Here is a 25,171-nt window from a genome sequence, read left to right on the forward strand (position 1 = left end):
CCCCCCCCCCCCCCCCCCCCCCCCCCCCCCCCCCCCCCCCCCCCCCCCCCCCCCGCCCCGCCGACCCCCCCCCCCCCCCGGACCAGGGCGCCCGGGTCAGCGCCCGCGCAGCTCGCGGCGGAGGATCTTGCCGGTCACCGTCTTGGGCAGCTCGTCGATGACCTCCACATGGCGCGGGTACTTGTAGGCGGCCATCCGCTCCCGGCAGTGCGCGATCAGCTCCTCGGGCGTCGCCTGCGCGCCGGGCCGGAGGCTGACGTAGGCCTTGACCGTCTCCCCGCGCTTCTCGTCGGGGACGCCGACCACGGCGGACTCGCGCACGGCCGGGTGCTCGGCCAGCACGTCCTCGACCTCGCGCGGCCAGACCTTGTAGCCCGAGGCGTTGATCATGTCCTTCTTGCGGTCGACGATGAACACCCAGCCGTCGGGGTCCATGAAGCCGACGTCGCCGCTGCGCAACGCCCCACCGGGCAGGTTGGCGGCGGTCTCCTCGGGCTTGCCCCAGTAGCCGGCGACGACCTGCGGGCCCTCGGCGACGATCTCGCCGACCTCGCCCAGCGGCAGGTCGCGGTGCTCGTCGTCCTGGATCCGCACGATCGTGTTCGGCGCCGGGGTCCCCACCGACAGCGCGCCCGAGGTCGGGTCCACCGGCGAGGGCGAGCCGAACGGGGTGACGGTCATCGGGGACGTCGTCTCGGTGAGCCCGTAGGCGTTGTGCACCTGGATGCCCGTCGCCTCCTTGAACGCCTTCTCCGCCGTCGGGCTGATCGCCGCGCCGCCGGAGTAGACCGACGTGAAGGAGGAGAAGTGGTCCCGGGTGAACCCCGGCGCGCCCAGCAGCGCGTTGAGCGCGGTGATCGCCCCGATGGTGAACGCCGGCCGGTGCTCGAGCAGCGCGTCCAGCACCACCTGCGGCTCGAACCGGTAGGCCAGCACCAGCGGCGCCGGCACCAGCAGGCTCACCGCGATGTGCCCGATCAGCCCGGTGATGTGGAACAGCGGAGCGATCCCGAAGATCGATCCGTCGCGCCCGGCGTGCACCCAGTCCCGGTAGACCTGCGCGGTGAAGACGACGTTGCGGTGGGTGTTCATCGCGCCCTTGGGCACCCCGGTCGTCCCCGACGTGTAGGTCAGGAACGCGACGTCGTCCGGCCCGAGCTGCGCCGGCGCCGGGGTCCGGCCCCGGTACCGGGCGGCGAACTCCAGCAGGTCCTCGGTGCCCTCGTGCCGCTGCCGTCGGGTGCCGGCGAACAGCCGCGGGTCGTCGCGGGTCTGGAAGTCCAGCTCGCTGGTGGTGAGCACCAGCCGCACGTCGGTGCCGGGCACGACGTCGCGCGCCACCTGGTCGTACAGCCCCTCCAGCGAGAGCAGCACCGTGGCGCCGGAGTCCTCGAGCAGGTACGACAGCTCCCGGGTCCGGCTCATCGGGTTGATCGAGACCATGACGCCGCCGGCCTTCCAGGTCGCCACCATCGCGATGACGAACTGCGGCACGTTCTGCAGGTAGACGGCGAGCCGGTCCCCGGGCGAGAACCCCGAGTCCAGGAGCCCCGCGGCGAGGGCGTCGCTGAGCTCGTCGAGCTCCCGCCGCGTCACCGTGCCGTCGAAGTAGTGCAGGGCGACGCCGTCCGGGTCGCGCTCCACGCCGGCGCGGTACATCTCCAGCGCGTTCGCGAACTCGACCGCGTAGTCCGAGGGCTGCCCCTCGGCGTACCGCGCCAGCCAGGGCCGCTCGTCGTAGGCGCTCACGTCGCGCCTACTTGATCGCCAGCGGGTTGACCGGCGACCCGGTGGCCAGGTGGATCTTCAGCGGCGCGGCGGCCCACAGGAACGCGTACTGGCCGTCGTCGGCGCAGTCGGCGGCGAGCTCCTCCAGGTCGCAGATCTCGGTGAGGGTGACGCCGAGGTTGCGCATCAGGGCGCAGTGCAGGGGCAGCGCGGTGCCGTTGTTGGGGTCGAAGGTGACCTCGTTGGCGATCGTGTCGGTGGCCAGGTTGGGGATCTCCATGTCCTGGAACCAGCGGACCAGCTCGGGGCTGTAGACCAGGCCGGGCTCGTTGAAGCCCTCGTAGAACGCGTCGCCCTGCTCGTGGAACAGCTGCAGGAAGTTGGTCCGGATGACCAGGACGTCGCGCTTCTCGATCGGGGTGCCCTGGGCCTGCGCGCAGGCCACGAGGTCCTCGTGGGTGAACGTCTCGCCCTTCTCGAGGGTCGGCTTGCCGCGGAAGCGGGCCATGTCGAGCAGGAGGCCGCGGCCCACGACGCCGCGGCGGGCGATGGGCTCGACGCTGGCCTTGTCCATGCCGCCGACGGTGGTCCGGGCGTCGTAGCCGTTCCAGATCTGGCCGCCGTACCAGACGTGGCCCAGCGCGTCGTACTGCGTCGAGCCCTGGAGGAAGGCGTTGATCTTGTCGTCGGCGTAGTGCAGGCCGCCGGGGAACTGCGGAGCGTCGGGGGAGTCCCAGCTGGACTCGTCGAGGATCTGGGTGCGCTCGGCCGGGGTGCGCCCGGGCCACACCGGGTCGCCCTTCGGGTCGCCGATCAGCCGCTGGAGGGTGAACACCTTGCCCTGCCGCACGTGCCGGATCCCCCGCATCACCTCGTCCGCGGTCAGGTAGTTCAGGGCGCCGACCTCGTCGTCGGCACCCCACTTGCCCCAGTTGGTGGGGGCATCGGCCAGGACCTCGGTCATGTCGGGGGCGTCGGGCACGGTGGTCTCCTCGTCGTCGAGGGGGCAGGGGACGTGCCCACCGTCACAGTCCCGGCTCCGGCCGGGCAAGCGCGGGGGACGACGGGCGCTCGGCGGTGCAACGTCGCCGCAACGTCGGGCTCGGAGCGACCGGCCGGCCGCGCCTGGCCAGACGTCCAGAGGTGTCGACGCTCTGTTACCAGAGTGACGCCCGGGAACGGTCCCGCGGGCCGCCTCGGCCTGGGAGGATGGTCCGGGTCGGCAGGGGTGCGTCGAGGGGTGGACGACGGTGGTGGAGCCGGGGCGGCAGAGCCTGGGTGAGCGTTACGAGCTCACCGGGCTGATCGCCTCGGGCGGCATGGGCCAGGTCTGGCGCGGGACCGACGTGCTGCTGGGGCGGCCGGTCGCGGTGAAGGTGCTGCGCAGCGAGTACACCGGCGACCCGACCTTCGTGGCCCGCTTCCGGGCGGAGGCGCAGCACGCCGCGGCGCTGTCGCACCCGAACATCGCCAGCGTCTTCGACTACGGGGAGACCCGGTCCGAGCACGGCGAGACCCTGGCCTACCTGGTCATGGAGCTGGTCGAGGGCGAGCCGCTGTCGGCGGTCCTGCGCCGGGAGGGCCGGCTCGACGCCGCGACCACGATGTCGGTGCTGCAGCAGACCGCCTCCGCCCTCGCCGAGGCGCACCGGGTCGGGCTGGTCCACCGCGACGTCAAGCCGGGCAACATCCTCGTCTGCCCCGACGGCCAGGTGAAGATCACCGACTTCGGCATCGCCTGGTCGGCCGGCAGCGTGCCGCTGACCCGTACCGGCCAGGTCATCGGGACCCCCCAGTACCTCTCCCCGGAGCAGGCCGAGGGGCGCCTGGCCACCCCCGCCAGCGACGTCTACGCCCTGGGTCTGGTCGGCTACGAGTGCCTGGCGGGCCACCCCGCCTTCGACGGCGACAACGCCGTCACCATCGCCCTCAAGCAGCTGCGCGAGGACCCCGAGCCGCTGCCCGGCGAGCTGCCGACCGGTGTCCGCACGGTCATCACCCGGGCGCTGGCGAAGGACCCGGCGGCACGCATGCCCGACGGTGCGGCCTTCGCCGCTGCGGTGGCCGCGGCCCGGGCGGGACGGCTGCCCGACCTCGGGGAGACCGGCGTGCGCGCGGCGCCGCTGGGTGCCCCGCCGTCCTCGCCCGCCGATGCCGGCCCGCCCACGGTGGCCGCCGGCGCCCACCGGTCACCCCCGTCCCCGGCCCGCCGGCGGGCCACCGCGGTGCTGGTCCCGGTCGCCGCGCTGCTGCTGGGTGCGGGGGCCGCGGCCGGCGTGTTCCTGGCGGTGTCGGGTGCCACGCCGTCCTCGCCGGTGGCCGCGGCGCAGATCGAGGAGACCGGAACGGTCCGGCTCGCGGCCGAGGACTACGTGAACCGGCCGGTCGACGACGTCGCCGCCCAGCTCTCCGCCCTCGGGCTCGCCGTGTACCGCCACCCCGAGGTCACCGGCTCGTTCGCGGCGGGCACGGTCACCCGGCTGGACCCCGCCGGGCGGGCGCTCGAGCCCGGCGACCGGGTGGACGTCTGGTACGCCGTCGAGCCCGGCCGGGACGCCCGGCCCCCGGTCGTCACCCGGAGCCCGGCCGGCGGTGGGGTGGCCGTGATCGGCGGCGAGGACGTGCCGCCCCCGGACGACGTCCTCCCCGATCCGCTGCCCACCTCGTCCGCCCCGCCGGCCCCGACCAGCACGCCGGGCGCCCCGGGGTCGCCGACCCCGACCACGACCGCGCCGGGGACGACGACCTCGACGACCAGCGCCCCCCCGACCGACGGAACTCCGGCTCCGACCGGCGAGCCGACCGGGTCCGGCACGGCGACCTCCACCGCGCCCGGCACGACCGCCCCGGTCCCGCCCGCCTGATCTCTGTCGGCACCCCATCGGGTGGTCCCGCCGGCCGCGGGGTTTCCGGACCGCGTCCGTGTGGAATGTCTGCCCGGCACGGGGCGGTGGGTCTGGGGGTCCGGGGAGTGGGTGGAACGGTCCGTCGCGTCCTCGGGGACCGCTACGAGCTGGTGGAGCTGGTGGCCACCGGCGGTATGGGCCGGGTCTGGCGGGCCCGTGACCGGCGGCTGGACCGGACCGTGGCCGTCAAGGTGCTGCGCAGCGAGTACACCGACGACGCCGTCTCCCTCGCGCGCTTCCGGGCCGAGGCCCAGGTGTCGGCGCGGCTGCGGCACCGCAACATCGCCGCCCTGCACGACTACGGGGAGGCGACCGGGCCGGACGGGGAGGTCTGCGCCTTCCTGGTGATGGAACTCGTCGAGGGCGAGTCGCTGGCCGCCCGCCTCGCGCGCGAGCCCAGGCTCCCGCCGGACGTGGTGCTCGACGTGGTGGACCAGACGGCGGCCGCGCTCTCCGCGGCGCACGAGGCGGGCGTCGTCCACCGGGACGTCAAGCCCGGCAACGTCCTGCTGGGCAGCGACGGCGTCGTCCGCATCACCGACTTCGGCATCGCCTGGACGGCAACCAGCGTGCCGCTCACGCGCACGGGGCAGGTGGTCGGCACCGCCTGCTACCTGTCCCCGGAACAGGCGGAGGGGCGGCACGCCTCGCCGGCCAGCGACGTCTACGCGCTGGGCATGGTCGCCTACGAGTGCCTGGCGGGGCGGCGTGCCTTCGACGGCGACAACCCCGTGCAGATCGCGCTGCGGCAGATCCGCGAGCAGCCCGCACCGCTGCCCGACGACGTCCCGGACGGCGTGCGGGTGCTGGTGGACCGCGCGCTGGTCAAGGACCCCGACGGCCGGCTGCGCGACGGCTCCCAGGTGCGCGCCGCCGTCGCCGACGTGCGTGCCGGGCGCCGGCTGGAGCCGGCTCCTCCCCCGCGGACCCGGGAACTCGTCCTGCCGCCCGCGCGGCGGCGGCACGGGCGGCGGGCGCTGGCCCCGCTGGCCACCCTGCTCGTGGGCGCCGGCATCGGCGTGGGGGCGCTGCAGCTCGTCGCCGGCCCGGCGGCGGTCGTCCCGCCCGCCGCCGCGGGCGAGGAGTCGCCGCGGGCCACCGGGGTGGACGTCGACGCGGCCGCCCTGATCGGCCGGCCGGCCGACGAGGTCGAGGCCGAGCTGGTCGGCCTCGGGCTGGGCGTGGCGCGCGTCGAGCAGCCGACGACCGGGTCGGCGCCCGGGCTGGTGACCGCCGTGTCCCCGGCCGGCCGGCTGGCCACCGGCACGCTGGTCACCCTGACCGTCGCCACCGAGCCGCCCGCCCCGGCGCAGACCCCCGCCCCCGCCGCGCCGGCCGGTGCGGGCCCGGCCGACGTCGGCGCGCCACCCGCCCAGGAGACGCCGGCGCCCGCGCCCGTCCCCCCGGCACCGGGCACCCCGGCCGCGGGTGGTCCGGGTCCCGGCGGCGGCGTGGACCAGGGCGAGGGACCGGGCGGCGGGAACCCGGGCAGCGGGAACGGCACCGCGCCCGGCAACGCGAACCCGGGCAACGGCAACGGGCCGGGCAACGCGAACCCGGGCAACGGCAACGGGCCGGGCAACGCGAACCCGGGCAACGGCAACGGGCCGGGCAACGCGAACCCGGGCAACGGCAACGGGCCGGGCAGCGCGAACGCGGGCGGCGGCAACCCGGGCGGCGGCCCCGGACGCGCCAACGCGGGCGGCGGCAACGCGGGCGGCGGCCGGGGCTGACCCGCGAGGGCCGGGGGGCGGAGGGGTCCTCCGGCTCCTAGGGTCGGTCCGTGGTCACTCGCGCGGGCATCGTCGTCACCGGGACCGAGGTGCTCACCGGCCGGGTGACCGACCGCAACGGACCGTGGCTGGCCGAGCAGCTGCGGCAGCGCGGGGTGGACGTCGCCGCGGTCGTGGTCGTGGGTGACCGCCCCGAGGACCTGCGGGCGGCGCTGGACTTCCTGGCCGGCGCGGGCACCGACCTGCTGATCACCTCAGGCGGGCTCGGCCCGACCGCCGACGACCTGACCGCGCAGGTGGTCGGGGACTGGCAGGAGCGCCCGTCCGCCGTCGACCCCGCGCTGCAGGAGCGGATCGCCGCGATCGTGGCGCGGCTGACCGCCCGGCGCGGGTGGCGGGTGGACCCCGGGGCGCAGGCCGCCGGCGTCGCCAAGCAGGCGCGGGTGCCGGCCGGCGCCACGGTGCTGGAGCCGGTGGGGACCGCTCCCGGCCTCGTGGTCCCGCCGGGGGAGGGCCGCGCCGCTCCGCCGGTCCTCGTGCTCCCCGGCCCGCCGCCCGAGCTCCAGGGCATGTGGCCGGCAGCGCTGGCCGCCGAGCCGGTCGCCCGGGTGCTGGCCGCCGGCGGTGAGCTGCGCCAGGAGACCGTCCGGCTGTGGGGCACGCTCGAGGCCCAGCTGGCCGCGACGCTGCGCGAGCACGACGCCGAACTGGCCGGGCTGGAGGTCACCACCTGCCTGCGCGACGGCGAGCTCGAGATCGTCACCCGCTTCGGCCCCGGTGCCCAGCCCGCGTACGACCGGCTGGGCGCCGTCCTGGCCGAGGAGTACGGCGACACCCTCTACTCCACCGGCCCGACCGTCGACGACCTCGTCGCAGCGGCGCTGGAGGCGCAGGGCCGCACCATCGCCACCGCCGAGTCGTGCACCGGTGGGCTGCTCGTCGGCCGGCTGACCGAGCGCGCCGGCTCCTCCGCGTGGGTGCTCGGCGGCGTGTGCTCCTACGCCAACTCGGCCAAGGAGGCGATGGCCGACGTCCCTGCGGCGATGCTCGCCGAGCACGGTGCGGTCAGCCCGCAGGTGGCCCGCGCCCTGGCCGACGGCGCCCGGGCCCGCTTCGGCGCCGACGTCGGGGTGGGCATCACCGGGATCGCCGGGCCGGGCGGGGGGACGGCGGACAAGCCGGTGGGCACCGTCCACCTGTGCGCCGTGGGGCCGGACGGCGTGGTGGCCCGGTCGGTGCGGCTGCCGGGCTCGCGGCCGGCGGTGCGCGAGCGCTCCGTCGTCCTGGCGATGCACATGCTGCGCGAGCTGCTGCTGGGCGGGCCCCGGGCATGACCACGACGACGCTGCACGCGACCGGGCCGCGGCCGCCGGCGGCGGTCTGGGACCGGTACCTGTACCTGGACCGCTGGCACGAGTGGGCGCCGCAGATCACCGGTGTGGACTGCCCTCAGCGGTTGCTGACCGCTGGGGCCCGCGGGCGGGTGCGGGGGTTCGGCGTGCCGCTGCCCTTCACCATCGACGCGGTCGACCCGGCGGCGCGGTCGTGGTCCTGGACGGTCGGCGCCGGTCCGCTGCGGCTGCGGCTGCACCACTGGGTCACCGACGGTCCCGACGGCGGCACGACCACCGGCCTGCGCACGACCGGCCCGGCGCCCGCGGTGCTCGGTTACGCCCCGCTCGCGCAGTGGGCGCTCCGGCGGCTGGTGACCTGACCCGCCCGCCGACGTGGCCATTCGGGCGACCCCTCTCACCGAAGTGGCCACTTCGGCGGGTCCCGGGGCCCGGTTCCACGTGGAACCGGGCCCTCCTACCGTGGCGCTCATGAGCGCCACGCACTCCGTCGCCAACCAGGCCCCGCCGCTGGTCGGCCACGACCCGATCGCCGGGGACGCCGCCCTGGCCGAGGCCTGCGTCCGGCACGGCGACGCGGCCACGCTGGCCTCGCTGGCCGACCTCGGGACGCTGGCCGGCAGCGAGCAGGCCCGGGAGTGGGGGCGGCTGGCCGACGAGAACCGGCCGGTGCTGCGCACCCACGACCGGTACGGGCACCGGATCGACGAGGTGGAGTTCCACCCGGCCTGGCACGAGCTCATGCGGACGGCGTTCGAGCACGGCCTCGCCGGCGCTCCCTGGACCGACCCGGGCCCGCACGCCCACGTCCGCCGCGCCGTCGGCTACCTGGGGTGGACGCAGGTCGAGATGGGCCACGGGTGCCCGGTGACGATGACCTACGCCGCCGTCCCCGCCCTGCGCGCGGCCCCGGAGCTCGCGGCCGTGTACGAGCCGGGGCTGACCGGGCGCGGCTACCGGTTCGGGCTGTCCGCCCCGGCGGAGAAGCCGGGACTGGTCGCCGGGATGGGGATGACCGAGAAGCAGGGCGGCTCCGACGTCCGCGGGAACACGACCCGCGCCGTCCCGGCCGCCGACGGCACGTACGCGCTGACCGGGCACAAGTGGTTCACCTCAGCGCCCATGAGCGACCTGTTCCTCGTGCTGGCGCAGCTGCCGGAGGGGGTGTCCTGCTTCCTCGTGCCGCGCGTGCTGCCCGACGGCACGCGCAACGTGTTCCGCCTGCAGCGGCTCAAGGACAAGCTGGGGGACCGCGCGAACGCCTCGTCCGAGGTGGAGTTCGACGGGACGACGGGCTGGCTGGTCGGCGACCCCGGCCGCGGCGTCCCCACCATCATCGAGATGGTCAACGCGACCCGGCTGGACTGCGTGATCGGCTCGGCGGCCACGGTCCGGGCGGCGCTCACCCAGGCGCTGCACCACGCCCGGCACCGGCGGGCCTTCGGCGCGCTGCTGGCCGATCAGCCGCTCATGCAGAACGTGCTGGCCGACCTGGCCGTGGAGAGCGAGGCGGCGACGGCGCTGGCGGTCCGGCTGGCCGCTGCGGTCGACGCGGGGGAGTCGGCCTTCCTGCGGCTGGCCGGCGCGGCGGCGAAGTTCTGGGTGTGCAAGCGGACGCCGGGCGTCGTCGCCGAGGCCCTGGAGGTGCTCGGCGGCAACGGCTACGTCGAGGAGTCGGGCATGCCCCGGCTCTACCGGCAGGCGCCGCTGAACAGCGTCTGGGAGGGGTCGGGCAACGTGATCGCGCTCGACGTCCTGCGCGCGCTGGGCCGGTCGACCGAGGCCCTGGCCGCGGTGGAGGCCGAGCTCGCGCCGGCGCGCGGCGCGGACCCCCGCTTCGACGAGGCGGTCGAGCGGCTGCACGCCGAGCTCGGCGACCCCGTCGACCTGGAGCTGCGGGCCCGCCGGGTGACCGGTCGGCTCGCCCTCTGCCTGCAGGCCTCGCTGCTGCTGCGGTACGCGCCCGCGGAGGTGGCCGAGACCTTCTGCGCCACCCGGCTCGGAGGCGACTGGGGCGCGGTGCTGGGCACCCTCCCCGCGGGCACGCCGGTCGCCCGGATCGTCGAGCGGGCGGTCGTCGCGCCGACCTGACGCGCCCCTGCCCGGAACGGCGGCGTGCCACTACTCTCGGACGGGCGTCGGACTCCGTGCCGTCGTGGGGCCGGTGCCCGCCGGGTACGGCCGGTCCGCGGTGCACGGGGGCCGGGCTCCGCAGGGGGAGAAGGAAGCGGGCGAGTGCACGGAGACGACGGCGGCACGGCGACGCGTGCCGAGCGCGACCTCTTGGCGTCGGTACCCGACGCCGTCTACCACCTCGACCGCGACTGGCAGATCACCTACCTCAACGCCGCGGTGGAGGAGCTGGTGCGCCGCCGCGCGGAGGACCTGCTCGGCCACGGCCTGTTCGAGGCGTTCCCCGCGCTGCGCGGCACGGAGATGGAGCACCAGCTGGCCGCGGTGCTGGCCGACGGGCAGCCGCGCAGCTTCGAGTACCGCTACGAGCCGGTGGACCGCTGGTTCGAGGTGCGCGCCTTCGCCGACGCCCTGGGGCTGTCGGTGTTCCTCCGCGACGTCGAGGAGGAGCGTCGGGTCCGCGACGAGCAGGCCCAGGAGATCCGGCAGCTCACCTCCGTGCTCGACGCGGTGCCGCCGCCGACGGTGCTCATCGACGCCGACTGGCGGATCCTCACGGCCAACCGGGTCTGGTCGTCGGCCGCCGACGCCGCCTGGCGTGAGGACGGGCTCCGCCCGGCGCGGGTGGGCGACCACTACCTCGAGATGATGGCGCAGGCCGTTCCCGCCGAGGACCACCGGCGCATCGAGGAGGGGCTGCGCAGGCTGCTCGACGCTCCCGGCCCCGCCTTCGTCCTCGACTACGCGGCCACCTATGCCGACCGCACCGCGTGGTGGCGGATGCAGGCCGCCCGGGTGGAGGCCTCCGGCCAGGTCGTCGTCACCCACACCGACATCACCGAGCGGGTGCGACAGGAGGAGGCCCTCGCCTGGCAGGCCACCCACGACGACCTCACGGGCCTGCCCAACCGCAGCCGGCTGCTGCAGCTGACCCGGGAGTCGCTGCGGGAGGACCCCACCCGCACCTCGCTGCTGTTCCTCGACCTCGACGGCTTCAAGACGATCAACGACTCGCTGGGGCACGAGGTCGGTGACGAGCTGCTGCGCGAGGTGGGTTCCCGCCTGGCCGCGCAGGTGCGGCCGGACGACGCGGTGGGCCGGCTCGGCGGCGACCAGTTCCTCGTCCTCGCCCGGGGCTGCGACATGTCCGAGGCCGCGGCGCTGGCCTTCCGCCTGCAGCAGTCGTTCATCCAGCCGTTCGTGGCCGAGGGGATCTCGGTGCCGCTGTCGGCGAGCATCGGCGTGGCCGCCGGGCAGCCGGGGCAGCGCCAGGCGCACCAGCTGCTCAGCGATGCCGACGCCGCGGCCTACGCCGCCAAGGGCTCGGGCCGCGACCGGATCCACCTGTTCTCCCCGGGCCTGCGTGACGCCGCCCGGTGGCGGCTGGAGGTCGCCAACGCCCTGCGGGACGGCGCGCTGGAGCAGCTCGTCGTCCACTACCAGCCGGTGGTGCGGGTCGACGACGGCCGCATCGACGGCGTCGAGGCGCTGCTGCGCTGGCAGCACCCCGAGCGCGGGCTGCTGACCCCCGACGCGTTCCTCTCCGTGGCCGAGGAGACCGGTCAGCTGATCCCGATCACCCGGTGGTTGCTCGGCGAGACGACGCGGCAGGCCGCGGAGTGGGCGGCACGGGGCCTGGACCTGCGGATGTCGGTGAACATCAGCGCCCGGCACTTCTCCGCCGAGACGCTCGTGCGCGACGTCCGCGTGGCGCTGCACGACTCCGGCCTGGCACCGGAGCAGCTGGTGCTGGAGCTGACCGAGACCAGCGTGGCCGAGGACCCGACCCGCGCGGAGGACCAGCTCTCCGTGCTGCGCAACTCCGGCGTCCGGGTGGCCATCGACGACTTCGGCACCGGCTGGTCGTCTCTCGCGCAGCTCATGCAGCTGCCCATCGGCACGCTGAAGATCGACCGGTCGCTGCTCACCGCCGCACAGCGGCTGGCCGCGGGCGGCACCGGGGCGGTGCTCGCCGCGATCGTCGCGCTCACCAGGACGCTGGGCATCCGCTCGGTCGCCGAGGGCGTGGAGACCGCCGAGCACCTGCGGATGGTGCGCGAGGCCGGCTGCGACCTGGCGCAGGGCTACCTGCTGGCCCGGCCCATGCCGGCCGGCGACGTCTGGCGGTGGGCCGGGCGGGTGCGCGAGGCCGGCGGGGACTCCTGCGCCCTGGCCCTGTCGGGGTCCCTGCGCTGAGCGGCCCACGGCAGCGGCGGCGCGCCCGGTCGCCGGGTGGCGCGCCGCCGGCGGGCCCTGCCGAACCGGCGGCCCCTGGCGGACCGGCGGTCCCTGCCGTGCCGGTGGCGACGGTGGCACCACCGAACGGGCACACTGCCCCCGTGACGGATCTGGCCGAGTCGGTGACCGCGGCGGAGGACGCCCCGGACGGGCGGCCCCGCCCGGCCCTGGACCTGCTCATCTGGGACGCCCCGAACATCGACATGACCCTGTCGACGGTGATCGGGGCGCGGCCGACCGCGGCGTCGCGTCCACGCTTCGACGCGATCGCCGCCTGGTTCGTGGACGCGGCGGGGGACCCGGCCGAGCCGGGCGCCCCCGACGTCGAGGCCTGCGTCTTCGCGAACATCCCGCCCGTGGTCGGCAGCATGCGCGGCTGGGTCGAGGCGCTGCGCGGGTTCGGCTACGCGGTCTTCGCCCGGCCCAAGACGCAGCCGGACGACGACATCGACCAGGACATGCTCGACCACATCGACGTCCGGGCGCACAGCCACCGGTTGCGGCGGCTGGTGGTCTTCTCCGGTGACGGGCGGAACTTCGCCGAGCCGCTGGAGGAGCTGGCCCGCGCCGGTACGCAGGTCGTCGTCGTCGCGTTCAGCGAGGTGGCGGGCTACGCGATCGGCTCGGAGCTGCTCGAGTTCATCGACATCGAGGACGTGCCGGGGGCCTTCGCCGTCCCGCTGGACCGGGTGCGGCTGGACGCGCTCCCGCCCGACGGCGCCTGGCTGCGGCCGACCAAGAACCTGCGGGAGTTCGTGGCCGGGTACGCGGCCCGTCGCAGCGGCTGAGGGGTCCCGCGCCGGCGTCCGTCCCGGGCCATCCCCCGTGGGCCCGGGCCGCCCGGGGCGGTCGTCTCGTCCGGCTGCGCCGCAGGTCAGCGGCCCGGAAATCGTCGTACCCCGGGTCTAGCGTGCTGGTCATGGCGGGGGTGCGGGAGTTCGCGGTCGGGGTGAGCGTGGTGCCGCTGGCCGCTCCGCCGGAGCGGGACGTGGAGCCGCTGCCGACCGATCCGGGGTGGGTGCCGGAGACGCTGCCGGAGATGCTGCCGACGACCCGGACGGCGGCGGCGAACGCGGCGCTGCTGCAGCAGATCGCCGCCGCCGAGGCGATGCTGGCCGGGCTGCGGGTGCGGGCGGTGATGGGCCTGGCCGCCGCCCGCCCCGACCCGCGTCACACCCACGGCGACGACGAGCAGCGCCGCCCGGGTGAGCTGGAGGGGGTGAGCGAGTTCTTCGCCGACGAGCTGGCCACCGTGCTGGCCTGCTCGCGCACCGCGGCCGGGAAGCTGGTCGACCGGTGCGCCTCGCTGGACCGGCTGCCGGCCACCCTCGCCGCCCTGGACGCCGGCACCCTGGACTGGCCGCGGGCCCGGGTGCTGGCCGACCAGCTCGGCTGGAAGGCCCGCGGCGTGGATCCGGCCGTGATCGCCGCGGTGGAGGCCGCCGTCCTGCCGGCCGCCGCCGAGCTGTCGATCCGCCAGCTGGAGGCCGCGGTCCGCCACGAGCTCACCGCCCGCGACGCCGCCGCCGCCGACCGGCGCCGCGCCCAGGCCGAAGCAGGCTGCGACGTGACCGTCCGCCCACTCGGTGACGGGGTCAGCGAGCTGGTCGCCCGCATGCCGCACGAGCTGGCGGTGGCCTGCCGACGCACCGCCGACGCCGACGCCAAGGCCGCGAAGACCGCCGGTGACCCCCGGCCGCTGGGGGTGCTGCGCGCCGGAGCGCTGGCCGACCGCATCCTGCAACCCGGGAATGACCGCACCCCGGTCACCGCCACCCTCACCGTCGACGTGCCCCTGGCCGCGCTGACGGCCGCGCTCACCGTGGAGGAGTTCCTGGCCGCCGGCGGGCCGACACCGGCGGCGTTCACCCGCGGAGCGGTGCCCGCCCCGACCGCCGAGGTCGACGGCGAACCGATCACCGCCACCCACCTGCGCCGGCTGCTGGCCGACCTGGACGCGATCGGCCTGCGCGCCCCGGCCGACGGGGCGCTGCGGTACGCGTTCACCGACACCGACGGGCGGCTGCTGGCCGTGGCCACCGACACCGAACTGCGCGCCGCCGCCGCCCGCGGCTGCCCCACCCACCCCCACACCTGCTGCGGCTGCCCGCTCCTCACCACACCGCCGGCCGTGCACCGGTACCGGCCGTCGGCCGCGCAGGTGCGCTACCTGCACACCCGCGACCGCACCTGCCGCCACCCCGGCTGCGCCAACCGGGCGGCGTGGGCCGACGCCGACCACGTCATCCCGCACGCCGCCGGCGGGCCCACCGCCTGCCACAACCTGTGCTGCCTGTGCCGTCGGCACCACCGGCTCAAGACCCACGCCGGCGGCTGGACCTACCAGCTGGCCCCCGACGGCACCCTCACCGTCACCACGCCCTCGGGGGTCACCCGCACCAGCCGCCCCCACCGCCGACGACGAGCCGACACCGAACGCCGATCCCGCGCTCCCGGCAGCGACCCACCCCTGCTTCCCCTCACCGGCACCCGCGTCCTCACCGGCCCACCCCTCCCCGGAGCCGAGCCCCCCGACGAGGACCCGCCACCCTTCTGAGCCGGGAGAAAGCGGAACGAGACCGTTCTCACCCGCCGGAGGGGGGTGCCCCCGCGCGCCTCAAGCCCGCTCCACGGGCGTGCCGATGAGCCGGTGTGCCCGACCCCCTCGTCCGCCGCCTCGTCGGCGCGCTGCTCGCCGGTGACCTGCCGGCGGGGGAGAGCACGCCCGTGGACGGCCGCGGCCGCGGTCGGGAGGACGACGCCGCGGCGCAGGCCGAGGTCGAGGCGGAGGTCGGGGCGGTCGCGCTGCACCGGGCGCGGATCTCCGGGCTGGTGATCGGCGTCGTGGCGGTGATCGTCTTCCCGGCGTGGTCGCTGCTGGACTTCTACCTCGAGCCCACCCTGGCGCCGGGCTTCCTCATGCTGCGGCTGCTCGCCGACGTGCCGATGCTGGCGCTGCTGTTCGTGCTGTGGCGCCGCCCGCTCGGCCGCCGCCGGCCCGAGCTGCTGGTCCTCCTCCTGCTCGTGATCGTCCAGGCCTGCATCTGCTGGATGGTCGCCCTCGTCGACAACACGGAGTCCTACGCCTCCGGCCTGCTGCTGGCGATCTACGGCTGCGGCGGCGTCCTCGCCGCCCCGGTGCGCTGGACGGCGGGACTGGTGACCGTCACCTGGTGCGGGCTCGGCGCCGCCGTCCTGCTGTCCCCGGTGGGCATCCCCGACATCGACGTCGTCGCGGTCGTCTTCTGGCTGGCCACCGCCACGATCGTCGCCACGATCACCCACGCCGTCCGACACACGCTCGGCGCGCGCGAGCTCTCCACCCGCGTCCGCCTGCTCCGCGAGCGCGAGCGGACCCGCCTGCTGCTGGACCGCCTCGAGCGGCTCAGCCTCGAGGACCCGCTCACCGGGCTGGCCAACCGCCGCCGGTGGGACGCGGAGCTGGCCGCCGCCTGCGCCGCGGCCGGGGCGACCGGCGCGCCCCTCGCGGTCGTGGTCGTCGACGTCGACCACTTCAAGCAGGTCAACGACCGGCACGGGCACGCCGGCGGGGACGCCGCGCTGCGGGCGGTGGCCCGCCTGCTGCTGCACCGCGTCCGGGCCGGCGACCTGGTGGCCCGGCTGGGCGGGGACGAGCTCGCCGTCCTCCTCCCCGGCTGCGACGGGGCCCGCGCCACCGAGCTCGCCGAGGACCTGCGCGCCGCCGCCGCGATGCTCGCCCCGCCCGGTTTCCGCGCCGGCGAGCTCACACTGTCCCTCGGTGTCGCGGCCGGCGCGGGCGAGCTCGGCCCGGCCGACCTGATGCGCCGGGCCGACCAGCGCCTCTACGCCGCGAAGGCCACCCGCAACGCCGTCGGGGCGCCGCTGCCCCATCCCCGGGCCCTGCACGAGGCGGCGCTCGACCGCTGACCCGGCCGGGTGAGGCGGCCCGCCCGTGGCGGACGATGTCGTTCCGAGCGGGCTAGCGTGGTCCCGGGCCCGCTTCCGCGGTCCACGGCACCAGCAGCACGGGGACAACCACATGGACTCATCCGGCGTCGACCTCCCCGAGGTCGACAGCGCCGTCGACGTGACGTCGCTGCGGCGCGGCATCGCGGTCGAGGCCCGGGTGCAGGTCGCCGACGCGCACACCCTCCTGGTCCGGCCGTCGGCCGGGGACTACGTCGGCGACGTCGTCGCCGCCGGCGAGCCCGTCGAGGTCTTCTGGCAGGGCCCCGCCGGCGGGCGGGCGCTGACGGCCGAGGTGGTGCACGTCGACGGCGGCGCGGCCCCCCGCTGGCACCTCGCGGTCACCGCACCGGCCGAGGACCGGCAGCGCCGCACCGCCGTCCGCTGCCGGCTGACCCTGCCGGTCACGGTCGGCCTGCGCGGCGTCGACCTCGCCGGCGAGACCCGCGACCTCAGCGAGGCCGGCGTCCGCGTCCTCGTCGAGGGCTTCGGAGCCCCGCCGGACCTCGGGACGCCGCTCGGCCTCGCCGTCGACCTCGGCGACGGCGTGGCCTGGTACCGCGCCGAGGTGCAGCGCGTGCAGAGCAGGGGTCCGGACTGGCTCATGAGCCTGCGCCTGGTCGACCCCGCCGAGCGCGACCAGGACCGGTTGCGCCGCCGCGTCTTCCAGGAGCTGCGCGCCGAGCGCGCCCGGACCGCCGGCGTCTGACCGCGCACCCACCGGCTCACGGGGACAGGTCCGTGGCCGTGCCCGGCACCAGCCATCGGAACCGCCCGCGGATCTCCCCCGGTGCCGACGCGAGCGCGCGCTCCACGGCCGCGCGGCCCTGCCGGAAGTGGCTCCACCCCTCGTAGTGCACCGGGACCACCACCCGCGGGGCGACGAGCCGGGCGACCTCGACGGCCTCGCGCGCGGACAGCGTGTAGCGCACCGGCCCGGTCACCGGGAAGCGGACGCCGCCGAGGTGCAGCACCGCGATGTCGACGCGCAGCCGGTCGGCGACCTGCCGCAGCCCGTCGAACAGCACCGAGTCCCCGGAGATCCACAGCACCTCGGCGTCGGGGGCCGGCACGCGTACGGCGAAGCCGACGACGTCCCCCACCAGCGGCCGGCTCAGCGGCGGCCCGTGCCGGGCCGGGGTGGCGGTGACCTCCAGCGCCGGCCGGCCGGGGGCCTCGAGGACCGTCCGCTGCCAGGGCCGCAGCCCGCGCGTCGCCGGCCCGCTCCCGCGCGTCACCGGCCCGCTCTCGGGCGTCCCCGGCCCGCCGCCGCCCCGGCCGCCGGTCAGGCGGGCGGCGCCCGCGGACGTCGTCACCACCACCGGTACCGAGGCCAGCAGCGCCCGGCCGGCGTCGTCGAGGTTGTCGGCGTGGTGGTCGTGGGTGAGCAGCACGGCGTCGACCGGCAGGACCTCCGCGGCCGGCAGCGCCGGCCCGCGCACCTTCCGCGACCCGGTGCCCCAGCCGAAGGCGTAGTGCCGGCCGGGCGGGTCGAACGTCGGGTCGGTGAGCAGCCGCCACCCGCCGAGCTCGACCAGCAGCGTGGGCCCACCGACGTGGGTGAGCCGCGGGCCGGGGTGCACGGCCGTCAGGGCACCTCGGCCGGCCGCGGACCGGTCGCGTGGGCCAGCGCCCAGTCCAGGACCTCGTCGGCGATCCGCTCCCAGCCGGCCTGGGCGGGCAGCAGGTGGGCGTAGCCGTCGTACTCCCGGACCTCGACCGTGCCACCGCGGTAGTGCTTCGCGTTCGAGCGCTGGACGCTCGGCGGCATGATGTGGTCCTCGCTGCCGGAGACGAACAGCAGCGGAGGCCGCGCCGGGTTCGCGTAGTCGACGGCGATGTCCTGGGGCCCGGGCATCAGGTTGGCCAGCACCGAGTTCCACAGGATCCGCCCCGAGGCGGGCACGTGGTACCGCTGGTACAGCCGCCGCGACTCCTCCTCGTCGAAGGTGTTCGTGAAGGCGTAGTGCCACTGCTCCTCGGTCAGCCCGACCGCCCGGTGCCGGTTGGCGGGGTTCTTCAGCACGGCCCAGGTCGAGCGGATCTGGGACAGCGGGGTGACCTTCACGCCCTCGGTCGGGGCGGAGTTCACGGCCACCCCGACCGCGCCCAGACCCCGGTCCAGCAGCAGCTGCACCCAGGCGCCGCCGGCGGAGTGCCCGATGAGCACCGGCGGCCGGTCCAGCTCCCGCACGACGGCCTCCAGGTGCCCGACGAGGGCCGGAGCGGTGAGGTCGGCGATCGGCGTCGGGTCGGCGTTGAGCGCCTCCACCTCCACCTCGAAGCCGGGGTAGGCGGGGGTCAGTACGCGGAACCCGCGCGCCTCGTAGTGCGCCTTCCACCCCTCCCAGCTGCGCGGGGTCACCCAGAACCCGTGGACGAGGACGATCGTGTCCGGCGCGGACGGCGACGTGGTCATGGCGCTTCTCCTCAGCTGGCTCGGCGGGGTCCCGGGGGGACCGGGGTGGCGCGCCGCCGACCCTGGCAGCGGCGGAAGGGGGCCGGTCGACCGTCCGTGCCCGGCCCTGGTCCCTGCGTGCACGACCGGGCGCCGACCGGTTCCGCCACCGGCCGGTCCTCTGCCAGGCTCGGCGGTGACGGGGACCGCCGAGCCGGCCGCGACCGCGGCCGGCCCCGACGCAGGAGCCGGCGATGCTGCTGTTCGACACCGCACCGCTGCCGCCGGGCGAGCGCGCCGAGGCCTTCCGCGCCGTCATGCAGGAGGCGGCCGCGCCGTGCCGCATCGAGCACCGGGAGGAGCCGGACCTGATGCAGGCCCGGATCTCCGCCTGGTCCTACGGCCGCGCCGCGCTGGTCAGCACCGACGCCTCCCGGTTCGGCCTCGTCCGCACCGCCCGCCACGTGCGCGCGGACGGCGAGCCGGTGGTGTCGCTGTCCTACCAGCGCCGGGGCCGGGGGGAGTTCGGCCAGCGGGAGCACCGCCAGGTCGTCCAGGGCAGGGACCTGCTGCTCGTCGACACCACCGCCCCCTACACGTTCGCGTGCGCCACCGGCGGCGGGAACCGGGCCCTGCAGCTGTCCCTCGACGTGCTCGGCCTGCCCGGGGACCTCGTCCGCCGCGCCGCCCCGCGGCTGCGGGCCAGCCCGCTGCACGACCTCGTCCGGACCCACCTCGAGTGGCTCGCCGACGCCGCCCCCGAGCTCGCCGACGACCCCGGCGCCGCGGCGCTGGGCACGGCCACGGTGGAGCTGGTGCGCGCCCTGGTCGTGTCCGCCGCCGGGGACGACCCGCGGCGGGCGCAGGTGCGCGAGGAGACCCTGCTCAGCCGGGTCCGCGCCCACGTCCGCCAGAACCTGGCCGATCCCGGGCTCACGCCGCGGTCGATCGCCGCCGCGCACAACGTGTCGGTCCGCCAGCTCTACCGGGCCTGCGCCGAGGCCGGCTGGAGCCTGGAGCAGTGGGTGATCGACCAGCGCCTCGAGGACGCCCGCGTGCGGCTCACCACCCCGGCCGGGTTGCGCCGGCCCATCGGGGCGACCGCGCGCGCGTGCGGCTTCGCCGACGCCAGCCACTTCACCCGGCGGTTCCGCCGGGCGTACGGGATGACGCCGCGGGAGTGGCAGCGGGCGGCGACGAGCGGGGCACCGGGACCCCAGGGATAGTCGCGCGACCTTCGGGGCACCCGGGGAGACGTGACCGCGCCTGCCCGCCTGCCCGAGGCCCTCCGCGAGGTGCGCGACCGGGTCGCCGCCGCCCCGCTGGGCCTGGCCACCGCCGGGCGGGACGACGCCGTGCGGACCGCCCGCGCCGTCGTCGACCAGGTCGACGACTACCTGCTGCCCCGGCTGCGCGACCTCGACGCCCCGCTGCTGACCGTGGTCGGCGGCTCCACCGGCGCCGGCAAGTCCACGCTGGTCAACAGCCTGGTCGGCGTGCCGGTGACCGCCTCGGGGGTGCTGCGGCCGACGACCCGCTCCCCGGTGCTCGTCTGCTCCCCGGCCGACGCGCCGGCGTTCTCCGGCGACCGGGTGCTGCCCGGCCTCGCCCGGGTCACCGGCGGCCCGGGCGGCCCCGGCACGCTGGAGCTGGTGCCCCGCCCGGAGGTGCCCGCCGGCCTGGCCCTGCTCGACGCCCCCGACGTCGACTCCGTCGTCGCCAGCAACCGCGACCTCGCCGCCCAGCTACTCGGCGCCGCCGACCTGTGGGTCTTCGTCACCACCGCGGCGCGCTACGCCGACGCCGTCCCCTGGGACGTGCTGCGGACGGCGCAGGAGCGCGGCACCGCCCTGGCCGTGGTGCTCGACCGCGTGCCGCCGGAGGCGACCGCCGAGGTGGCGCAGGACCTGGCCGGCATGCTGCAGCGCGCGGGCCTGTCCGCGGCGCGGCTGTTCGTCGTCGAGGAGCGCCCGCTGGCCGGTGGGCTGCTGCCGCCGGAGCAGGTGGCGCCGATCCGCGGCTGGCTGCACGGGCTGGCCGCCGACCGCGAGGAGCGCGCCGCCGTCGTCCGGCAGACCCTGCTCGGGGCGCTGGCCAGCCTGGAGGACCGGGTCGGCCGGGTCGCCGCCGCGGTCGACGAGCAGGACACCGCCGCCCGGGAGCTGTCGGCCGCGGCGCAGGCGGCCTACGCCGACGCGTGCGCGTCGATCGACGAGGGCGTCCGGGGCGGCGCCCTGCTGCGCGGCGAGGTGCTCTCCCGCTGGCAGGAGTTCGTCGGCACCGGGGAGTGGATGCGCTCGCTGCAGAGCTCGGTGGGCCGGCTGCGCGACCGCCTCACCGCCGCCCTGACCGGCCGCCCCACGCCGGCCGAGGACCTCACCGGCGCGCTGGAGACCGGGGTGGCGGCGCTGCTGCGCGCGGAGGCCGACCGCGCCGCCGAGCGGACCGCCGGCACCTGGCGGGCGCTGCCGGGCGGGTCCGCGCTGCTGGGCGCCGATGCCGACGCGCTGTCGCGGGTCTCGCCGGACTTCCCCGAGGCCGCGGCGTCGCAGGTGCGCGACTGGCAGGGCGCCGTCCTGGACCTGGTGCGCGACCAGGGGGCCGACAAGCGCACCCGCGCCCGGCTGACCTCCTGGGGGGTCAACGGCGCCGGCGCCGTGGTGATGGTCGCCGTCTTCGCCTCGACCGGAGGGCTGAGCGGGGCGGAGGTCGCCGTCGCCGGGGGGACGACGGCGCTGGGCCAGCGGCTGCTCGAGGCGCTGCTGGGCGACGCCGCCGTCCGCTCGCTGGCCGACCGTGCCCGGCAGGACCTGCTGCAGCGGGCCGACGGGCTGCTGCTGAGCGAGCGAGAGCGCTTCGACGCCCGGATCGCCGCGGCGGCGCCGGCGGAGGGGACCGCGGAAGGTCTCCGGTCGGCGACCGCCGCGCTCGCGGCCGCGATCCGGGCGGGCGCATGAGGCGACGCGAGGCCCCGCTCGTCGACCGCCTGGCCGCGCTGCGGGAGGCGGTCGACGTCGCCGCCGAGCGGCTCGAGGGCCCGGAGGAGTCGGCCGCGCTCGGCCGCGCGCGGTCCCTGCTGGCCAAGGCCGGCGCCCGGACGGCGCTGGGCGAGGCGACCGTCGTGGCGCTGGCCGGCGCGACGGGCAGCGGCAAGTCCACGCTGTTCAACGCGCTGTCGGGGGCGGAGGTGAGCAGCCCCGGCGTCCGCCGGCCCACGACCGGCGTCGCGCACGCCACCGTCTGGGGCGCCGATCCGCAGGACCGGCTGCTCGACTGGCTGGAGGTGCCGCGGCGGCACCGGCACCCGGTCGACCCGGCGCTGGACGGACTGGTCCTGCTCGACCTCCCCGACCACGACTCCGTGCGGCTGGAGAACCGCCTGGAGGTCGACCGCCTGGTCGGGCTGGTCGACGTGCTGGTGTGGGTACTCGACCCGGAGAAGTACGCCGACGCCGCGGTGCACGAGCGCTACCTGGTGCCGCTGGCCGGGCACGCCGGGGTGCTGCTCGTCGTCCTCAACCAGGTGGACCGGCTCGACCCCGACGCGGCGCGCGCCTGCCTGGCCGACCTGCGCGGCCTGCTCGACCGCGAGGGGCTGGCCGCCACCCCGCTGCTGGCGGTCTCCGGCCGCACCGGGGCCGGCCTCGGCGAGCTGCGCGCCGACCTGGTCCGCCGCGTCGCCGACCGCCGGGCCGCCGTCGAGCGGCTGGGTGCCGACGTCTCCGCCGCGGCCGCCGAGCTGCGGGCCTGCTGCGCGGCCGACGGCACCGGGCGGGCCGGGCGGATCGACCGGGAGCGGCTGACCGATGCGCTCGCCGGGGCGGCCGGAGTGCCCGTGGTGGGGGCCGCCGTCGAGCGCTCGGTGCGCCGCAACGGGGCGGCCGCCACCGGCTGGCCGCTGGTGCGCTGGGTGCGCACGCTGCGGCCCGACCCGCTGGCGCGGCTGCACCTCGGCGACGGTGCCGCCGGCGGCCTGCCGGCGCGCACCTCGCTGCCCGCCGCCGGTGCGGTCCAGTTGGCGGAGGTCGCGACCGCCGTCCGCGCCGCCCGCGACACCGCCGGCGCCGGCCTGCCCCGGCCGTGGACCGACGCGCTGCGCCGCGAGGTCGCCGTCTCCGAGGAGCGCCTGGCCGACCGGCTGGACGCCGCCGTCGGCGGCACGGAGCTGGCCCCGGCGCGGACGCCGCTGTGGCAGCGCGCGGCCGGGGGCCTGCAGTGGCTGCTGGCCGGGGTCGCGCTGGTCGGCGTCCTGTGGCTGCTGGCGCTGGCCGGGCTCGGCCTGCTCCAGCTCGACGACGTGGTGCCGCTGCCGCGGGTGGAGGGCATCCCGCTGCCCACCCTGCTGCTCGTCGGCGGGCTGCTGGCCGGCGCGCTGCTGGCGCTGCTGGCCCGGCCGCTGGTCAACGCCCGCGCCCGGCGGCGCCGGCGGGGGGCCGAGCTGCGACTGCGCGCGGCCGTGGCGGCCGTGGGGGAGGAGGAGCTGCTCGCGCCGATGGCCGGGGTCCGCGCCGACCACGACCGCTTCGCGGCCGCGCTCGCCCGCGCCGGCTGACCGCCGGGGACTGCCGTCTTCGCTGGCGGCGCGGACGGCATGTCGCTCTACGGGCCGGCCGAACCCGGAGCGGGCGTGCAGCGGAGCGGCGCTTTCGCGGAACCCTGACGTGCACTAACGGTTAGCGAACACGCACAATTAGTCATCACGACGGCATAACGAAGCGCTGCCCAGCGCTAGCGTGTCGTCACTAACGGCGACCACTCTGCTCCCACGCGCCTGAATCGAGGCCGCGTCCCGGGCGTTCCGTCGGTCTCCCCAGCGAGGTGCATTGTGGTCCTGCTGTCCCCTGAACGCTCGTCACAGGCGGGCAGGCGACGGCTGCGGCTCCGCGCCGGCCGGTTGGTCTCCGTGGGACTAGCCACTGCCGCGCTGGTGGTCGGCTCGGTCACGGGCGTGCTAGCCGCGCCGGCGGCGGCGCCGCTGGCCGAGGTGGCGGTCACGGCGTCGCTGCAGCCGGTGCTGTACGGCACGGCCAACGCGCCGGGCACGGGTACCCAGTCGCTGAGGTTCTCGGCGCGGACGGTCGGGTCGCCGACGTGGAACCTGCTGAACAACGTCAGCGCGCCGGGCACCGAGGCCTTCCGGCAGCTGCCCGCCGGGGTGCTGTCGATCGGGCAGAGCTTCGAGTACCAGGTGGCGCACTGCGACGACACCGGCTGCACCCCCTCGGGTGTGCAGACCGGGTTCGTGTCCCCGGCGCTGGCCGCCGGGGAGCGACCCGGCGCGACCCGGCTGCCGTTCACCGTCGGGGACCGGATCTCCGCCCAGGTCGACGCCGGGTCGGGGAACCTGCTGGCCACGGTCAGCCTGTTCAGCCTGCAGCGGCGCAACGCCGGGCCGCTGGAGGTCGGGTTGGCCTACAACAGCGGCACCCGCGCCGAGGGCTTCGGCACCTCGGTCGGGGACCGCAACTCCGGCTGGCGGCTGTCCACCGGCTTCGACGTGCGGCTGCAGCCGGTGGGCCCGACCGCGGACTGGATCGTCTACCACGGCCCCACGGGCTGACCGGCACCTTCACCCGCACCGCCACCGGCGCCTACACCGCACCGGCCGGGTTCAAGATGACCCTCACCGTCGCCGGCAACGCCGCCACCGTGTACGACCACGGCACCGGGGAGACCCAGCACTTCACCGGCGACGGCCGACTGACCAAGATCACCGACCGGAACGACAACGCCACCACGCTGACCTACGACGCCGACGGGGCGCTGACGTCCATCCGCAGCGACGTCGGCGGCGCCGGCGCCGGCACGCTCACGTTCACCAGCGAGGGCACCGGCCCCGGCGGCTTCGCCAACGGCGTGGGCCGGATCACCACCATCAGCCAGACCCCCGACGGGGGTGGGGCCACCCGCACCATCACGCTGTCCTACGGCGCCAACGGCTACCTCGACGGCGTCACCGACGCCGCCGGGCGCAGCACCGAGCTGTTCTCCGGTGCTCAGGGCAACCTGAACCGGATCACCGCGCCCGGTGGCGCGGCCACCTCCTTCGGCTACGACACCTACGGCCGGGTGCAGACGATCACCCAGCCCACCGCCAGCTCCGGCACGGGCGCGGTCACCCGGTTCGCCTATCCGGCCGGGCAGACCCTGGTCGCCGAGCCCAACAGCGACCAGAACCAGCCGGTCAGCAACGCCGCCCGCACCACCTATCAGCTCACCGACGACGGCCTGCTGCGGGTCGCCTCGGCCACCGATCCGGCCGGGCACCTCCGCTCGGCCACCTACACCCCGTTCCTGGACGTGGCCTCGGCGACCAACCCCGCCGGCACCACCACCGCCGGCTACGACGAGGCCGTCAACGGCGGGGAGTCCCTGACCAGCGTCACCTCGGCCACCGGCGCCGGCTCCTCCTTCGCCTACGCCAACACCGCCCAGGCCACCCGCTACCAGGCCAGCTCGGCCACCGACGCGCAGGGCCGCACCTCCACCTACAGCTACAACAGCACCGGCAACCGCACCGGCACCAGCAACGCCTCCAGCGTCGCGGCGACGGTCACCTACAACGGCGACGGCACCGTCGCCACCGCCACCAGCCCCACCGGCGCCGTCATCAGCTACGGCTACGACAGCCACGGCCTGAGGTTCCCCCGAGACCGCGGAGGCATCAGCTATAAGGGGTAGCGATGCCAGAGATCCGCAAGAAGTACGACCGGGAGTTCCGTGACGGGGCGGTCC

At 76.6% G+C, this 25,171-nt stretch carries 19 protein-coding genes; 15 read left to right on the top strand and 4 right to left on the bottom strand.

The window, feature by feature from the left end; translation table 11 throughout:
- Window positions 1-96: 96 nt before the first annotated feature.
- Together ACK586_RS22790 and ACK586_RS22795 are read right to left on the bottom strand one after the other, a co-directional pair.
- A complete protein-coding gene (locus tag ACK586_RS22790) occupies window positions 97-1,749 on the bottom strand; it encodes an AMP-binding protein (RefSeq protein ID WP_409332805.1) in 1,653 nt (550 codons plus the stop codon).
- A 7-nt stretch (window positions 1,750-1,756) separates the two neighbouring features.
- Window positions 1,757-2,710, bottom strand: a complete 954-nt coding sequence (locus ACK586_RS22795; protein ID WP_409332806.1) for a cyclase family protein — start codon at window positions 2,708-2,710, stop codon at window positions 1,757-1,759.
- A gap of 268 nt (window positions 2,711-2,978) precedes the next feature.
- On the opposite strand from ACK586_RS22795, the gene ACK586_RS22800 reads away from it, so the two are divergent.
- From ACK586_RS22800 to ACK586_RS22845, 10 genes are all read left to right on the top strand, one after another.
- Window positions 2,979-4,592, top strand: coding sequence for a protein kinase domain-containing protein (locus ACK586_RS22800; RefSeq protein ID WP_409332807.1), 1,614 nt, complete (start codon window positions 2,979-2,981; stop codon window positions 4,590-4,592).
- Window positions 4,593-4,699: 107 nt separating this feature from the next.
- The gene (locus tag ACK586_RS22805) at window positions 4,700-6,367 is read left to right on the top strand and encodes a serine/threonine-protein kinase (RefSeq protein ID WP_409332808.1); all 1,668 of its coding nucleotides are present in this window, start codon (window positions 4,700-4,702) and stop codon (window positions 6,365-6,367) included.
- Between the two features lie 50 nt (window positions 6,368-6,417).
- Window positions 6,418-7,701 carry a competence/damage-inducible protein A gene (locus tag ACK586_RS22810; RefSeq protein ID WP_409332809.1) on the top strand — a complete coding sequence of 428 codons (1,284 nt, stop codon included), beginning with the start codon at window positions 6,418-6,420 and terminating at the stop codon, window positions 7,699-7,701.
- The gene (locus ACK586_RS22815; protein WP_409332810.1) at window positions 7,698-8,081 is read left to right on the top strand and encodes an SRPBCC family protein; all 384 of its coding nucleotides are present in this window, start codon (window positions 7,698-7,700) and stop codon (window positions 8,079-8,081) included. Before ACK586_RS22810 ends, ACK586_RS22815 begins: the two co-directional genes overlap by 4 nt.
- A gap of 109 nt (window positions 8,082-8,190) precedes the next feature.
- A complete protein-coding gene (locus ACK586_RS22820) occupies window positions 8,191-9,810 on the top strand; it encodes an acyl-CoA dehydrogenase family protein (RefSeq protein WP_409332811.1) in 1,620 nt (539 codons plus the stop codon).
- A 144-nt stretch (window positions 9,811-9,954) separates the two neighbouring features.
- Window positions 9,955-12,048, top strand: a complete 2,094-nt coding sequence (locus tag ACK586_RS22825; protein WP_409332812.1) for a putative bifunctional diguanylate cyclase/phosphodiesterase — start codon at window positions 9,955-9,957, stop codon at window positions 12,046-12,048.
- 143 nt (window positions 12,049-12,191) lie between these two features.
- Window positions 12,192-12,878, top strand: a complete 687-nt coding sequence (locus ACK586_RS22830) for an NYN domain-containing protein (RefSeq protein ID WP_409332813.1) — start codon at window positions 12,192-12,194, stop codon at window positions 12,876-12,878.
- 131 nt (window positions 12,879-13,009) lie between these two features.
- Window positions 13,010-14,647: an HNH endonuclease signature motif containing protein gene (locus ACK586_RS22835; protein WP_409332814.1), complete on the top strand. Its 1,638-nt coding sequence runs from the start codon at window positions 13,010-13,012 to the stop codon at window positions 14,645-14,647.
- 95 nt (window positions 14,648-14,742) lie between these two features.
- A complete protein-coding gene (locus ACK586_RS22840; RefSeq protein ID WP_409332815.1) occupies window positions 14,743-15,999 on the top strand; it encodes a GGDEF domain-containing protein in 1,257 nt (418 codons plus the stop codon).
- 112 nt (window positions 16,000-16,111) lie between these two features.
- The gene (locus ACK586_RS22845; RefSeq protein WP_409332816.1) at window positions 16,112-16,747 is read left to right on the top strand and encodes a PilZ domain-containing protein; all 636 of its coding nucleotides are present in this window, start codon (window positions 16,112-16,114) and stop codon (window positions 16,745-16,747) included.
- A gap of 16 nt (window positions 16,748-16,763) precedes the next feature.
- Here ACK586_RS22845 and ACK586_RS22850 read toward each other — a convergent pair whose 3' ends face one another.
- Together ACK586_RS22850 and ACK586_RS22855 are read right to left on the bottom strand one after the other, a co-directional pair.
- Window positions 16,764-17,621, bottom strand: a complete 858-nt coding sequence (locus ACK586_RS22850) for an MBL fold metallo-hydrolase (RefSeq protein ID WP_409332817.1) — start codon at window positions 17,619-17,621, stop codon at window positions 16,764-16,766.
- Between the two features lie 5 nt (window positions 17,622-17,626).
- Window positions 17,627-18,457, bottom strand: a complete 831-nt coding sequence (locus ACK586_RS22855; protein ID WP_409332818.1) for an alpha/beta hydrolase — start codon at window positions 18,455-18,457, stop codon at window positions 17,627-17,629.
- 233 nt (window positions 18,458-18,690) lie between these two features.
- On the opposite strand from ACK586_RS22855, the gene ACK586_RS22860 reads away from it, so the two are divergent.
- The 5 genes from ACK586_RS22860 to ACK586_RS22880 all read left to right on the top strand — a co-directional run bounded on the left by ACK586_RS22860 (window position 18,691) and on the right by ACK586_RS22880 (window position 25,117).
- Window positions 18,691-19,662 (top strand): helix-turn-helix domain-containing protein, encoded by a 972-nt coding sequence (locus tag ACK586_RS22860; protein WP_409332819.1) that lies wholly within the window; start codon window positions 18,691-18,693, stop codon window positions 19,660-19,662.
- Between the two features lie 30 nt (window positions 19,663-19,692).
- A complete protein-coding gene (locus ACK586_RS22865) occupies window positions 19,693-21,393 on the top strand; it encodes a GTPase family protein (RefSeq protein WP_409332820.1) in 1,701 nt (566 codons plus the stop codon).
- Window positions 21,390-22,988, top strand: coding sequence for a GTPase (locus ACK586_RS22870; RefSeq protein WP_409332821.1), 1,599 nt, complete (start codon window positions 21,390-21,392; stop codon window positions 22,986-22,988). Before ACK586_RS22865 ends, ACK586_RS22870 begins: the two co-directional genes overlap by 4 nt.
- 351 nt (window positions 22,989-23,339) lie before the next feature.
- Window positions 23,340-23,996: a hypothetical protein gene (locus tag ACK586_RS22875; protein WP_409332822.1), complete on the top strand. Its 657-nt coding sequence runs from the start codon at window positions 23,340-23,342 to the stop codon at window positions 23,994-23,996.
- Between the two features lie 56 nt (window positions 23,997-24,052).
- Window positions 24,053-25,117, top strand: coding sequence for a hypothetical protein (locus tag ACK586_RS22880; RefSeq protein ID WP_409332823.1), 1,065 nt, complete (start codon window positions 24,053-24,055; stop codon window positions 25,115-25,117).
- Window positions 25,118-25,171: the final 54 nt, after the last annotated feature.

The organism is Trujillonella humicola (assembly GCF_046233715.1).
GTDB lineage: Bacteria > Actinomycetota > Actinomycetes > Mycobacteriales > Geodermatophilaceae > Trujillonella > Trujillonella humicola.

Bases quoted from the DNA above. Each gene is read 5' to 3' on its own strand.
- ACK586_RS22855 (WP_409332818.1), bottom strand. From the start codon at position 18,457: ATGACCACGTCGCCGTCCGCGCCGGACACGATCGTCCTCGTCCACGGG.
- ACK586_RS22820 (WP_409332811.1), top strand. From the start codon at position 8,191: ATGAGCGCCACGCACTCCGTCGCCAACCAGGCCCCGCCGCTGGTCGGC.
- ACK586_RS22880 (WP_409332823.1), top strand. From the start codon at position 24,053: ATGACCCTCACCGTCGCCGGCAACGCCGCCACCGTGTACGACCACGGC.
- ACK586_RS22815 (WP_409332810.1), top strand. From the start codon at position 7,698: ATGACCACGACGACGCTGCACGCGACCGGGCCGCGGCCGCCGGCGGCG.
- ACK586_RS22870 (WP_409332821.1), top strand. From the start codon at position 21,390: ATGAGGCGACGCGAGGCCCCGCTCGTCGACCGCCTGGCCGCGCTGCGG.
- ACK586_RS22860 (WP_409332819.1), top strand. From the start codon at position 18,691: ATGCTGCTGTTCGACACCGCACCGCTGCCGCCGGGCGAGCGCGCCGAG.
- ACK586_RS22845 (WP_409332816.1), top strand. From the start codon at position 16,112: ATGGACTCATCCGGCGTCGACCTCCCCGAGGTCGACAGCGCCGTCGAC.
- ACK586_RS22835 (WP_409332814.1), top strand. From the start codon at position 13,010: ATGGCGGGGGTGCGGGAGTTCGCGGTCGGGGTGAGCGTGGTGCCGCTG.